The organism is Gemmatimonas sp. (genome assembly GCF_036405635.1).
Classification (GTDB): domain Bacteria; phylum Gemmatimonadota; class Gemmatimonadetes; order Gemmatimonadales; family Gemmatimonadaceae; genus Gemmatimonas.
In genome coordinates this window covers 18,722-33,055 of record NZ_DASWXE010000141.1, presented here as the reverse complement: position 1 = coordinate 33,055, position 14,334 = coordinate 18,722, and the positions used below count along the sequence as shown (strand labels likewise).

Below are 14,334 nucleotides of genomic sequence, written 5' to 3'. Positions count from 1 at the left end.
AGCAGCGCTTCAGGTGCCGTGGGAACCATGCGACCGTCGGGGAAGTGGGTGTCTCTGTTCAGCCAGGGCGCGTGACAGCCGCATCACGCAGTCGCGCAACGGCTTCGCGGGCTTCACGCAACTGCGGTTGCAGCGGATCTTCGGCCTCCTGCCAGAGCGTGATGAAGCGCTCGTAGGCTTCGACCGCCTTGGCCTTGTCGCCGAGTTGTTCGTAGAGCTTGCCGCGCAGCGCGAACTGTCGCACGTACACGGCCCAGGTGATATCCAATCCGTCGTTGCGCTGGAAACGCGCCGGATCGATGGCTTCCAGCGTTTCCACGGCGCGGCGGGTGTTGCCCAGCTCCGCCAGCACCACCGCGCGTGTCACGATGCGCAGTCCCGTCAGGCCAATCGTCGATTTGCGCAGCGAGTCCGGCGAAGGAAAGGTGCGGGCCAGTCGTTCGGCCGTGGCCTTGTCGCCGCGCTGCAGCGACAGCATCGCTACCAGTTCGGGATAGCCGACCGTGTCACCCATCGCGGCCACGGTCTTGATCGTGAGGTTGGCGAAGGTGGAGTCGCGTGTAGACAGGTACAGCACATACGGGCTCACACGGTCACGCGCTTCCGGCGGCAACTGACTCAGCGAGCGCATGATCTCGGCGAACTGCGCCCGTTCGCCGGCCGACTGCAACACGCCCGTGCCCCCGCGGATCGCCAGCGCAAACCACTGCGCGATCACACGCGTGGGCGTTTGCTGCACGGTGGGCAGCATGACCGTGGTGTTGGTGAGCAGATCGGACGCGGTAGTCAGCAACGACAGGCGCCCGGTCAAACCGGCGACGGCCATCACGTCGGTGAGCGCGGAGTACCGCTCGCCGATGGTCATGGCGGCGAAGGAGTCCACCGGTGTGCGGCTCAGAAGATCGGCATAGGCCTGACCAACGCCCGGCTGCAACTGACGGGCACGAATGCGCAGGATGCGCCACGGGAGCACCGCAGCGTTCGTAGCCGGCCGGGCCATGGCGCCCTGCAGCACCTTGATCGCGCTGTCGATCATGCCGGCGGCTTCGAGATTCGTGGCCAGCGACGTGCGCGCCTGTACCGCATCGGGATCGGCGGAGATCCAGCCTTGTGCGGCTTCACGTGCCCGCATGCCGGCAGCGTTGCGCAGGGACGCGATGCGCTCGGCTCCGCCTACCTTGCGTTCGTTGGCTTCGGACCCGCCCGCCTTGATGGAGTCATTCACGAGAATGAACGAACGCGGAATGGCCGCGCGCTCGTACAGATCCACCAGGTGCTGGTAGGCGAGATGGAATGTGGAATCGAGGCGAATGGTGCGCTGGAAGGCGCGCAGCGATTCGTTCAGGTACTTGGCCGAACTGTCGGCGTTGCGGCCGTAGTTCGTGTTCCACACCAGGTGATAGTCGGCGTCGGCGAGCGCATACCACGCTTCTGCGTCCAGCGAATCGGCCACCACCAGCTTGGCGAATCGATCGCGCGACTGGATGAACGCATTGCGCGACGCGGTGCGGTCGCCCGACGCCATGTTCACGAAGCCCAGCGTGAGCTCGCCGTGTCCGCGCACGATTTCCTGCTGACGTGTGGGGAGGCGTGAGGCGTACTGGATGGACTTGTCCACGTCGAAGAGACGCGAGCTGTCCATGCGACCCATCCAGCCCTGACCGAGCGAACGACGGTAGTACGCCAGCGCAAAGGTGGAATCGAGCGCGATGGCCTGCGAGAACATCGAGTCGGCCTGCGTCAGGCGCCACGAGTTCAGTGCGCGCAGACCGGAGAGATACAGGCGATAAGCTTCGACCGATGTGGTGGTCTGCTGCGCGAGATCGAGCGAGACGCGCGGGCCACCCACCAGATCGAGCAGTTCACCGGCCAGTTCCTGGAAGAGTCCACGCGGGTCGGCCGTGCGCAGCGCTGCCGCGCGAGCACGATCGGTGACCTTGCCAGAGCGCACGTCATACAGATTGGCCGTGGCAATGACCGAATCACCGGCGAGCGTGAGCTGACCAAGCACCACGCGACCGGCGCCACCGCGGCGCGCGAGACGCTGCGCATCTTCGAGGCCCACGCGGCGTGTGTCTTCGAGCTTTTCGTCGCGCAGCAGGTCGAGCGTGCGCTCGTACTCCACGACGTGCAGGTCCTTCCACTGCGCGAGTGAAATCGTGAGCATGTTGAGCCCACCCTCGCGCAACCAGTCGAGCGAGTTGTCGGGGCTTTGCACCTCGAACGGCGCAACGATCCACTCCTTGTCGTCGCTGCTGCCGCGATTGCCAAGGAAGAACACGCCGGCCGCTGCGGCTGCCAGCGCTGCCACACCGCCACCGATCCAGCGCCGTGCCTTCGCGCCCACCGTCTGCGCCGAGACGCGGGTCGTGCCACGCGATGCACCGGGAATGGGAGACGGCGGGGTGCCGGGAATCGGTTCACCGGCCACGGCCGCGGCAAAGTCGCGTCCACGGGCCCAGCGTTCGTTTGGATTCTTGCGCAGCAGCAGGTCCACCGCGTGGGACACCGTCTCCGACGTACCTGGCGCCGAGACACTGAGCGAGGGCACCTGCTCGGTGAGATGCTTGATGAGCACGGTGGCCGCCGTTGTCGCTTCCACGGCGGGCGTGCCGGTGATCATCTCCACCGCGATGAGACCCAGCGAATAGAGATCGCTGCGACCATCGATATTCTGCTCGCCGCCGGCCTGTTCGGGACTCATGTAGCGCGGTGAGCCGAGTACGAAGCCGGCGCCGGTGAGTTGCACATTGCTCTGCAACGCGCGCGCCACACCGAAGTCGGTGAGCATCGCGCGGCCCGTTTCGCGATCGAGCAGCACGTTCTCGGGCTTCACATCGCGGTGCACCACGCCGGCCGCGTGTGCATAGTCGAGCGCGAGTCCCATGTCGCGCAGGATGGGCACGGCGTCGGCTTCGCTGATCTTGCCTTCGCGCGTGAGTCGGTCGCGCAGGCTCTCGCCCGGCACGAACTCCATGACGAAGTACAACAGGCCGTCCGACTCACCAGCCGCGTACACGGCCACGATGTTGGGATGCCGCAGTCGCGCGACGGTGCGCGATTCCATGACGAAGCGCTGGCGCAGCTCAGCGCTGGCCGCCATATCGGGCGAAACGACCTTGATGGCGACGGGCCGGTCGAGTGCCTCGTCGTGAGCCCGGAAGACGGCGCCCATGCCGCCCTGTCCCAGCAAGCCTTCCACGCGGTACTGCCCTGAGAGGGCGGTACGAAGCCGTGACTCGATATCCTGGGTTGCCGGGTCGCTCATAGCGGTAAGTTGGGGCGAAGATCGACGAAACTCCATGACACCCTACCATCATCCATTCGTTCGACAGGCCGCGCGTGTTGTCGGCTTGTCCCTCGCCGCGGCCAGTCTGAGTCTCGCGGCCGCCGGCTGTGCCCATGCCCCCGCGCCCGCTGCTGGCGCCTCAGCCCCCGCAGGTCCGTCGGCCCGCCCCCTGGTCATCGCCCATCGCGGCGCCAGCGGCCACCGTCCGGAGCACACGCTTGCGGCGTACACCCTGGCCGTGGAGATGGGGGCAGACTTCATCGAACCCGATCTCGTGAACACCCGGGACGGCGTGCTGGTGGCCCGCCATGAAAACGAGATCGGTGGCACCACCGACGTGGCCGACCGTTTCCCCGACCGAAAGACCCGCAAAGTCATCGATGGGGACACCGTGACGGGCTGGTTCACCGAGGACTTCACACTGGCCGAGCTTCGGACACTGCGTGCCCGCGAACGGTTGGCCTTTCGTTCGCACACGTTCGATGGTCAGTTCGGCATTCCCACTTTCGACGAGGTGCTGGCGCTGGCCGATTCGCTCTCGAAAGCCCGCGGACGGGTCGTCGGCGTGTATCCGGAGACCAAGCACCCCACCTACTTCCGCACCATTGGGTTGCCACTCGAGCCGGCGCTATTGAAGAGCCTCCGCGCCCGCGGACTCGATCGGCCCGATGCGCCGGTGTTCATCCAGAGCTTCGAGGTGGGCAACCTGCGCGCACTGCGGCAGGAGACCCGAGTGCCGCTGGTGCTGCTGCTGACGAGTGGTCAGGTCCCGTATGACCGGCGCACCGGTGCCCAGTGGGTCACACCCGAGGGGCTGCGGGAGATCCGCACCTTTGCCAACGCGATCGGCGTGAACACGCGCATGATCGTCGGTGCCGACTCGGCCAGTGTCCCTACTTCACTGGTGCGCGATGCACACGCCGCGGGGCTCAAGGTGCATGTGTGGACGCTGCGGTCCGAACCCGTGTTCCTGCCGAAGCGATACGGTGGGGATCCAGTGGCCGAGGTACAGGAGTTCGTGCGCCTCGGCGTGGACGGAATCTTCGGAGACTTTCCGGACGTGGTCGTAAAAGGCCGGTCGACATCGGCCCGCTAGGGCGTGACCGTGATATTCAGGAATCCGCGCGTGAGAACGGCGTCCGATTCTGCCTGAACCGTGACGGTGCCTGCCGTGCGCGATGTGAGCAGTCCGGTGGACGCGTTGATGCGCGCGATGCTCGAGTCGTTGACGCTGTATCGCCACGTATAGGTTGGCGTTTCGCGGCCCACGCAGGTTGTGGCAGACGCGCGCACTGTGGTGGTGTCACCCACACGCAGTGTTTCGCGGCTGCTTTGCACGCGCACGGCAATAGCCATGTCACAGGGTTCGGCCGAGTTCTGGGTGCAGGCCAGGGTGAATGTCGCGCACACGAGCAGAGCACCCGTGATGTAGTGATGCGAAGACAATGAACGGAGCATCGGCGCTCGAGACGGTAGGCATATGGCGCGGCACCGGGCCAAGCTCAAGCAAGGTGTGCGCCTTCAAGGTGGGAAAGGCCAGACAATTGTGCGGCCCGATTCCAGATCCCACAATGGCGTCGCGCTCGCTGGGACGAACTGATGGAGAACAGCTGGAGAACAGCGGGGGGAACACAGATGACACAGAACCCGTTCACAGAAAATCACAGATACGACCACTTCGCATCCTGCTAGTGCTGCCCCGTCCTTGCTTGGGGGAGACACGCTGTTCAACAATGAGAACGCTGTATCTGTGCCTTTCTGCGCAGTTCTGTGTCATCTGTGTTCCCCCCGCTGTTCCATCGTTGACGGGCGCGTGACGTGGGCCGAGGTTGAATCATGACTGAAATCCTCGACCCACCCTTGGCACGGGACGAGAAAGACCGTCCCCTCCGCGATGACATTCGCCTGTTGGGCCGCTTGTTGGGTGACGCGGTGCGCGAGCAGGAGGGTGCCGATGTCTTTCAGCTGGTCGAAGATACGCGTCGCGCAGCCATCCGGTTTGCCCGCGAAGGTCGGGCCGAAGATCGGGAGGAGCTCCACACACTGCTCGATCCACTGCCGCCAGACACGATGCTCAGTGTGGTGCGCGCGTTCTCGTATTTTCTGCAACTGGCCAATATCGCCGAGGACACGCATCGGGGACGTCGGCGCCGTGCGCACGAGGCGATGGGTTCACCGCCGCGGGAAGGCACGTTGGAGTTCGCGATCGAGACGGTGCGCCGTGCCATTGGTGATGACGCACAGGCTCAGGATCGCCTGATGCACTTCTTTCGCAATGCCTTCGTATCACCCGTTCTCACGGCGCATCCCACCGAGGTGCAGCGCCAGAGCACGCTCACGGTGTTGCAGCAGGTCGCTACGCTGCTCGAACAGCGCGATCGCATGGTACTCACCGCGGAAGAGCGCGCGGAGAATGACGCCCTGCTCACGCGGTTGGTGCTCACGCTCTGGCACACACGCATCGTGCGCGGCGAGCGCCTGCGTGTGGTGGACGAAGTGAAGAACGGCATCGCGTATTTCCGCAGCACGTTCTTCACCGAAGTGCCCCGGTTGCATGCCAATCTCGAAGACCTGCTGTCGGCCGAATTTCCAGGCAGTACGTGGCAACTGACGCCGTTCCTGAAGCCGGGCAGCTGGATCGGTGGGGACCGCGATGGCAATCCGTTTGTCACCGCCGGTGTGCTGAACGAAACGCTGCGGTTGCAGGCGTCGGCGACGTTCGATTTCTACCTGCAGGAGATTCACACGCTGGGGCAGCAGCTGTCGCTCTCGCGCACGCTGCATGCGGTGACGCCGGAGCTCGATACATTGGCGGCCCGTTCACCCGATACCAGCGCACAGCGAGCGGACGAGCCGTACCGCCGCGCGCTGAGTGGCATCTACGCGCGGGTGGTGTCCACTATGGGTGTACTGGAGCTGCCACCCCCGGTGCGTGCGGCGCTCGGCAGCGGTGAGCCCTACACGTCCGCCGATGCACTGCATGACGACCTCACCGTCATCCGTGATTCGCTCATGGCCACGGGTGTGGGCCTGCTGGCGACGGGTCGGCTGCGTCGCCTGCTCATGGCCGTGCGCGCCTTCGGCTTCTATCTCGCGCCGCTCGACCTGCGTCAGAATGCCGATGTGCATGAGCGTGTGGTGGCCGAGCTGTTCGCGCAGGCGGGTGTGCACACGGACTATGTCTCGCTCGACGAGTCGGCGCGCGTGTCGCTGCTGGCTCGTGAGCTCGAGGGCACACGGCCACTCTATTCGCCGCATCTGTCCTACGGCGACGAAGTGGCGGGTGAGCTGGACATCGTGTTCACCGCCGCCCAGATGCGGCAGCGGTACGGTGCGGAAGCGTTGCCGCACTATGTGATCTCCAAGTGTGATGGCGTATCCGACCTGCTGGAAGTGGCGCTGATGCTCAAGGAGGCGGGGCTCGCCACGGGCGGAACACAGCCTTCGCTGGGGCTCGACATCGTGCCGTTGTTCGAAACCATTGCCGACCTGCGTCGCGCCGGTGAGACCATGCGCGCGGCGCTGGCGCTGCCGGTCTATCGTGCACTGTTGCGGATGCGTGGTGATGTGCAGGAAGTGATGCTGGGCTACTCCGACAGCAACAAGGACGGCGGGTTTCTCACCAGTGGTTGGGAGCTGTACCAGGCACAGACGGCACTCATGCAGGTGTTCGAGGATGCCGGCGTGCAGTTGCGGTTCTTTCACGGCCGCGGTGGCAGTGTGGGTCGTGGTGGCGGTCCGAGCTACGATGCCATTCTCGCGCAGCCTGCCGGTGCAGTCACGGGTCAGTTGCGGCTCACCGAGCAGGGCGAAGTGATTGCGTCCAAGTACGCCACGCCCGACGTGGGACGCCGCAATCTCGAATTGCTGGTCGCGGCCACGATGGAAGCCACACTCACCGATCACGAGAGTGGTGCTGATCAGGTGGCGGCGTTCCGTCCGGTCATGGAACAGCTCTCCGCGCATGCGTACTCGGCGTACCGCGCGCTGGTGTACGAAACGCCGGGCTTCGTGCAGTACTTTCGCGAGAGCACACCGCTGGCCGAGATCGCGACGCTCAACATCGGCAGCCGGCCATCGAGTCGGAAACCCTCCGAGCGCATCGAAGACCTGCGCGCGATCCCCTGGGTGTTCGCCTGGGCGCAGTGTCGCTGCATGCTGCCGGGCTGGTACGGCTTTGGCAGCGCGGTGACCGCATTCCTGGAAGCACAGCCCGACGGCCTGCCGGTGCTGCAGCGCATGGCACAACACTGGCCGTTCTTCCGCACGCTGTTGTCCAACGTGGACATGGTGCTCGCCAAGAGCGACCTGCGTGTAGCGTCGCGCTATTCGGAGTTGGTGCAGGACGAGACACTGCGTCGCACCATCTTCGCGCGCATCGAGAGCGAATGGCAACGCACGCGTGAAGCGCTGCGGCAGATCACGGGTCAGGACGAACTGCTGGCCGACAACCCCCTGCTCGTGCGGTCCATGGCCAATCGCTTTCCCTACATGGATCCACTCAACCACCTGCAGATCGCCCTGCTGCAACGCCATCGTGAGCACGTGGCCTCAGGCGCCGCGCCCGACGACCTCATGCGTCGTGGCATTCACATCACGATCAACGGCATCGCCGCGGGGCTGCGCAATTCGGGCTGACGTACAGCGGGAACAGCGGGGGGAACACAGATGACACAGAGCGAGCTCACAGAAACGCACAGATACCACAACTGCTCTTCTTTTTTGATACCTCAGTGAGGTCAGATCCAGCTCGAGCCTGACATGCTGTTCAAAAAGGAAAGTGCTGTATCTGTGAGTTTCTGTGCCTCTGCGTCATCTGTGTTCCCCCCGCTGTTCCCAGTCTTTCCGCCACGCCTCCAGGGACGCGACGCGCTGCTCAAGCGATACGGTCGCATCGCCACTGACAGGCGTGCGCGGTGCGCGAGGTGTGAGAAGCGAAACGGGCGTGGAAGCCGGCGGGGCCATCGTTTGCGGGAAGGCGTCGCTGAACGTGGCGGTCTGCGGACGCACGCCCCTCGAGAGCAGGTGCATCACCAAGCGCCCAGGCCATCCCGCCCAGATCCGGTCGTAGAACCGTTCACCCACGCTCGCTCGCAGCGGTGATCGTATCAGTCCGACAACCGCCACACCGCGCATCACATACGCGGCGAACAGGATGATCACGCCGGGCGTCGAAACGCCGTACCACCCTGGCGAGAGCTCTGTACGCATCGTGCGGATCACCCACTGCTGCAAGACAAACGACGCGACGAACGCGCTTACCAGAATGATCACCTGACGCCGCCGCTTGGCCACGAACATCGGATTGGCCCGCAGCTGCGCCCGCTCCGCGTCCCGCTCGGCACGAAGCGCCTTGAATCCCGTCTGGATCGTTTCCACCGAAAAGCCGCGGATCACGACGCTGCGCAACTGCTGCGTCACCTGTGCGAGTCGCCCCCAGGTGATCGCCAGCAGCATCACGATGGGCAGAATGGTATCGAGATCGCCGAGGCCCTGTTTCGACAGGAAGTAGTACATCAGCGGCAGCATCAGCAGCTCGAACAGCACCACGACCGAGGCCTGATGAAATCCCTGCGCCAGCAGTCGCACCGGCAGCGGGATCTCCACACCACGCAGCGACGCCACATCCAGCGCTTCCACCAGCGCCGCCGCGTTCTCGAAGCGCGCCTCCGGTGCCTTGAGCACACACCGGTCCACCACCACCGCGAGCTGCGGCGGCACATCACTGCGCATCGTCGCGATCGGCGGCACGGATTCGGTGAGCTGCTTCACCAGCACCTTCTGTGTGCTCTCTCCCGCCACGGCCGGCCGGCCCGTCAGCGCAAACCACGCCACGAGGCCCAGCGAGTAGAGATCGCTGCGTCCATCGATGTGGTCGCCCGAGGCTTGCTCCGGGCTCATGTACTCCGGCGTGCCTACCACCTCACCCACGCGCGTGAGGTTCGCACGTGTGCCCGGTACCGGCGCGGCACTCACCGCACGCGAGATACCAAAATCCATCAGCATCGCGCGGCCGGTGGCGCGCTCGATCATGATGTTGTCGGGCTTGATGTCGCGGTGCACGACGCCACGGCCATGCGCATACGCCAGCGCATAGCCGATGTCCTGCATCACGCGCACCACATCGCGCACGGCCAGCGGCCCATTGCGGGCCACCAGTTCGGCCAGGCTTTCACCTTCGACGTACCCCATGGCATACGCCAGCAGCGAGGCATGCTCCTCGATGCTGAACACCGGCACGATGTTGGGGTGCGAGAATCCCGCAGTGGTACGGGTTTCACGCAGGAAGCGCTCGCGCAGGTCGTGCTGGGTAGCAAATTCGGCCGGCAGCACCTTGAGTGCCACCGGCCGATCGAGTTGACGGTCACGGGCGAGGTATACCGCGCCCATACCGCCCCGTCCGAGCAAACGCTCGATGGCGAAACGATCGCCGAGGGCTGCACGCAGGTCGGCGATCGCATCGTGGGCCATCGATCAGTCCATCGCGAATTCGCGGGCGAAAGCGACCTGGAACTGGAAGGTCTTGGCGCGGCTGCGGGTTTCCATCATGTCCGCCACCCGCTCGAGACGGGCATTGATGGACATGATCTTTTCCTGCGCCTTGCGACCCGCCTCGTTGAGTCCTTCGATCTTGTCGATGGCCCAGAACTTCACCAGGTCTTCGACAATCTTGATGTACTCACGCGGACCATAGATGCCGGCGCGCCGGATGACATCGGCCATCTCGCGGAAGTGCGGCATGTTGAGGCCCGGCATGTCGATGCTCGGCATGATCAGCGCCGCCGACTCGAGTGCGCGGTTCGGATCGCGATCGAGCACACGCTTGAAGATCTCGCGATAGAACACGTAGTGACGCGCCTCTTCCTTCGCGACATGCTGCAGCACGGTGCCGATGAGCGGCTCGTACTCGCCGGCCAGCTTGCCCGTGTTGGCATGGCTCACCTGCGTCGCCCGCTCCTGCAGCGACGTGTAGACGAACACGCGGTACGGATCCTTGTCCCACGACGGCTCGAAACCCGCCTTCAGGTATTCGAACTGCATGCGCTCGAACGTCGGATTGTCGAGCAGCTGGCTGTCGCGGGTGTAGTCGTGCAGGATCGCGCCGTGCCGGTCTTCCTCGGCCGTCCACAGGTTGTTCCACTTCGCCCAGAACGTGTCACCGCCCAGGTAGGTGGCCAGCAGGCGGTGGAAGTGGGGCAGGCCTTCTTCGGTCAACGTATTGAGACAGATCGCCACACGTGACGGCATGCTGATACCACGGGCGCGCTCGCGCAGCCCCTTCACATGTGCGTCAGGATCGGTCTCCGGCTCTGGCGCCAGGATCTCGGAAGGGAACCACAGGATGCGCTTGGCTTCATGCGCTTCCATGAGCTGTTCCACGTCCTTCTCGAGGTCGGCCAGGACTTCGACCTTGGCCAGAATTTCTGAATCGGGGAGGTGCATGGGACTCGGTGATAGGGCGTGAGAAACGCAAGATACCTCGCCCCGAGCGTCGTCACCATGCCCGACTCGACCGTTCGGCTTTCTTTGGACGGGGCGCGGCCGTTCAGGCTGCTGCAAGCCCCCCAGAGTAGATTGCCGACATGAATCCTCCTGCCAAAGGCAAGCCGAAGTACGACAGCAAGCGCGCCTGGAGTGAAGTGCGCGCCCTCATGTGGGAGCACCGGCGTTCGGTCAGTATCGGGCTGGTCCTGATGCTCATCAGCCGGGCCTCCGGATTTGTACTGCCGTATTCCACCAAGTTCGTACTGGATGATGTCATCCCCAACAAGGACATCCGGCTGCTCGGCCTGATCGCGCTGGCAGGTTTCGCAGCGACGATTGTGCAGTCCGTCACCGGATACGCGCTCTCCCAGGTGGTCAGTGTGGCCGCCCAGCAGGCCATCGCCCATCTGCGCGAGGAGGTGCAGGGGCACCTGATCCGCCTGCCGGTGCGCTATTTCGACAGCACCAAGAGCGGCGTGCTGGTGTCCCGTGTCATGAATGACCCCGAAGGTATCCGGAATCTCATCGGAACGGGGCTGATTCAGCTCACCGGTGGCATTCTGAGCGCCGTTGCGGCCCTGGGCGTGCTCATCCACCTCAACTGGCGGCTCACGCTGGTGACGGTGGTGTTCCTGGCCGTCTTCGGCGCCGGCATGAGCATCGCCTTCAAGCGACTGCGCCCGATCTTCCGCGAACGCAGCGTGATCACGGCCGAAGTGACCGGTCGTCTCACCGAAACACTGGGCGGCATTCGCCTGGTGAAAGTGTACACGGCGGAAGAGCGTGAACGCGCCGTGTTCGGCAAGGGTGTGCAGCGTCTGTTCGAAAACATCGCCAAGACCATCACCGGCACCTCGCTCACCGGCACACTGGGCTTTGCGGTGGTGGGTGTGATCGGTGTGATCGCGATGTACGTGGGCGGACGCGATGTGATCACCGGCGCCATGACACTGGGCAGCCTGTTGACGTTCGTGTTCTTCATTGCCATGGTGACGGCGCCGTTGGTGCAGGTCGCGAGCATCGGCACGCAGATCACCGAAGCCTTTGCCGGTCTCGATCGCATTCGCGAGCTGCGCGACATGGCCACCGAAGACGAAGAAGACGAGCGCAAGAAGTCGGTGCCCACCGTGGTGGGACACGTGAAGTTCGACAACGTGTCCTTCGAGTACGAGTCCGGCACGCCCGTGCTGCACGATGTGTCGTTCGAGGCACCGGCCGGTACCACCACGGCGCTCGTGGGCTCGAGCGGCAGCGGCAAGAGCACCATGATCTCGCTCATCATGGCCTTCGCGCAGCCGCAGGAGGGACGCATCCTGGTGGACGGCACACCGGTCAGCGATCTCAAGCTGCGCGAGTATCGCCATCACCTCGGCGTGGTCATGCAGGACAACTTCCTGTTCGATGGCACGGTGAAGGAGAACATCGCCTTCACCAAGCCCGGCGCCACGGACGAAGAGATCATGCGTGTCGCGCAGATCGCCAACGCGCACGAATTCATTCAGGGCTTCCCGCAGGGCTACGAGACGATTGTCGGTGAGCGGGGTGTGAAGCTCTCCGGCGGCCAGCGTCAGCGTGTGGCCATCGCCCGGGCCATCCTCGCCGATCCGCGTGTGCTGATCCTCGACGAAGCCACCTCGAGCCTCGATTCCGAGAGCGAGCATCTCATTCAGGAAGGGCTGCGTCGTCTGCGTGCCGGTCGCACCACGTTTGTGATCGCGCACCGTCTGTCGACGATCACCAGCGCCAATCAGATCCTGGTGCTGGAGAAGGGGCAGATCGTGGAGCGCGGCACGCACGCCGAGCTGCTGGCGCTGGGCGGGCGATACAAGGACCTGTACAGCCGGCAGTATCAGATGGAGCTGGATCAGTTCATCAATCCGGGCGAGGAGATCGCGGCGACGGGGTGAACCACGAGTTTTATATCAAGAGTGATCAGGGGAGAGTTGGAGAGGTCGCAGGGAGCAGTGCCTGCATACTGCGACCTTTCCAACTCTCCCCTTTGTTTCCTCTAGAAATCGGTCTTTTCTGCCCCGTAGTCCCTATATTTGGGCATGACCACGACTTTCAGTTCACTGCAACTCCACCCGAGCCTCCAGCAGGGCCTCAAGGAACTCGGTTTTGCACGACCCACGCCCATTCAGGGCGAGGCCATTCCGCCGGCCCTCGAGGGTCGCGATGTGCTTGCCTGCGCCATGACCGGCAGCGGCAAGACCTACGCGTTCCTTCTACCCATTCTGCACCAGCTCATGAGCAAGCCGCGTGGCAACACGCGCGCGCTCGTCCTCACGCCCACGCGTGAGCTCGCGGCCCAGATCCTCGAAAGCCTCAAGGACGTCACCACGCACACGCCGCTGACCGGCGCTGCGGTCTTTGGTGGTGTGGGTATGGGCCCGCAGGAACACGCCTTCCGCAGCGGCGTCGATGTCATCGTCGCCACGCCCGGCCGCCTGCTCGATCACTTCCGCGCGCCGTACGCCAAGCTCGATCAGCTCGAGTACCTGGTGCTCGACGAAGCCGATCGCATGCTCGACATGGGCTTCCTGCCCGAGATCAAGAAGATCCTGCGGCACCTGCCCAACAGAAAGCGGCAGACGCTGTTCTTCAGCGCCACGATGCCGCCGCCGATCGCCGCGCTCACGAAGGAAATGCTGCATCAGCCGGTAACGCTCAACCTGCAGCGTCAGGCTGCACCGGCGAAGGGAATCACGCAGGCCGTGTACCCTGTGTCGCAGGAGCTCAAGAGCGCGCTGCTCGTGGCTCTGCTCAAGCGTGGTGACATGCCGCAGGCGCTGGTGTTCACGCGCACGAAGCACCGCGCCAATCGTCTGGCCAGCCAGCTTGTCACGGCCGGCATCAAGGCCGAGCGCATTCACGGCAATCGCTCGCAGTCGCAGCGCACGCAGGCCCTCGCCGGCTTCAAGGACGGCACCTATCAGGTGCTGGTGGCCACCGACATCGCCGCGCGTGGTATCGACGTGGAAGCACTCGGCCATGTCGTGAACTTCGACGTGCCGGTGGCGGCGGAAGACTACATCCATCGCGTGGGCCGCACGGCGCGTGCTGAAGCGACGGGTGAAGCCTTCACCTTCGTGAGCCCGGAAGAAGAGGGTGAGCTCAAGCTCATCGAGCGCGCCATCAAGCGGGCGTTGCCACGCGTGACGGTGCCCGACTTCGATTACCACGCGAAGCCGGTGCAGAAGCTCGAAGTACCCATCGCCGAACGCATCGCCGAGATCCGCAAGAAGAAGGCGGAAGATCGTGCCCGTGCCGCCGAAAAGGCCGCGCGGCGCACGGCGGCGCAGGAAGCAGAAAGTGCACGTCGCTCGGCCAAGGATGCCAAGGCCGGTGCGCCCAAGAGCGGTGGCTCGCGGGGGCCGTCACGCGGTCCCGCTCGTCCGGCCAGTTCGTCCGGCGCCTCATCCGGTGGCCCGTCCAAGGGGCCATCGCGTGGCCCGTCCCGTGGACCCGCGCGCGGTCCCGCGCGAGGCCCATCCCGCGGTCCTGCCCGTGGCGGCGATTCGCCGTACAAGTGAAGCTTTTCGTGAAGCAGCCGTGATGCG

General features: G+C 64.6%; 8 protein-coding genes. 4 read left to right on the top strand and 4 right to left on the bottom strand.

The annotated features are described in order from the left end of the window. Positions 1 to 58: 58 nt before the first annotated feature. The gene (locus tag VGE27_RS11760) at positions 59 to 3,268 is read right to left on the bottom strand and encodes a serine/threonine-protein kinase (protein WP_331049850.1); all 3,210 of its coding nucleotides are present in this window, start codon (positions 3,266 to 3,268) and stop codon (positions 59 to 61) included. A 34-nt stretch (positions 3,269 to 3,302) separates the two neighbouring features. Between VGE27_RS11760 and VGE27_RS11755 the strand changes: the two genes are divergently transcribed. Then, complete coding sequence (locus VGE27_RS11755; protein WP_331049849.1) at positions 3,303 to 4,385, top strand: glycerophosphodiester phosphodiesterase; 1,083 nt, start codon at positions 3,303 to 3,305, stop codon at positions 4,383 to 4,385. On the opposite strand, the gene VGE27_RS11750 is transcribed toward VGE27_RS11755, so the two are convergent. Beyond that, entirely contained in the window at positions 4,382 to 4,747 is a 366-nt protein-coding gene (locus VGE27_RS11750; protein ID WP_331049848.1) for an Ig-like domain-containing protein, read from the bottom strand. The two genes, VGE27_RS11755 and VGE27_RS11750, sit on opposite strands and share 4 nt — an antisense overlap. Positions 4,748 to 5,125: 378 nt before the next feature. On the opposite strand from VGE27_RS11750, the gene ppc reads away from it, so the two are divergent. Next, positions 5,126 to 7,927: a phosphoenolpyruvate carboxylase gene (gene ppc / locus VGE27_RS11745; RefSeq protein ID WP_331049847.1), complete on the top strand. Its 2,802-nt coding sequence runs from the start codon at positions 5,126 to 5,128 to the stop codon at positions 7,925 to 7,927. 174 nt (positions 7,928 to 8,101) lie between these two features. On the opposite strand, the gene VGE27_RS11740 is transcribed toward ppc, so the two are convergent. Next, positions 8,102 to 9,760 (bottom strand): serine/threonine-protein kinase, encoded by a 1,659-nt coding sequence (locus tag VGE27_RS11740; RefSeq protein ID WP_331049846.1) that lies wholly within the window; start codon positions 9,758 to 9,760, stop codon positions 8,102 to 8,104. A gap of 3 nt (positions 9,761 to 9,763) precedes the next feature. Then, entirely contained in the window at positions 9,764 to 10,732 is a 969-nt protein-coding gene (locus tag VGE27_RS11735; protein WP_331049845.1) for an acyl-ACP desaturase, read from the bottom strand. A 140-nt stretch (positions 10,733 to 10,872) separates the two neighbouring features. Between VGE27_RS11735 and VGE27_RS11730 the strand changes: the two genes are divergently transcribed. Further along, positions 10,873 to 12,681, top strand: a complete 1,809-nt coding sequence (locus tag VGE27_RS11730; RefSeq protein ID WP_331049844.1) for an ABC transporter ATP-binding protein — start codon at positions 10,873 to 10,875, stop codon at positions 12,679 to 12,681. A gap of 144 nt (positions 12,682 to 12,825) precedes the next feature. After that, complete coding sequence (locus tag VGE27_RS11725) at positions 12,826 to 14,307, top strand: DEAD/DEAH box helicase (protein WP_331049843.1); 1,482 nt, start codon at positions 12,826 to 12,828, stop codon at positions 14,305 to 14,307. The last annotated feature ends 27 nt before the right edge of the window (positions 14,308 to 14,334 follow it).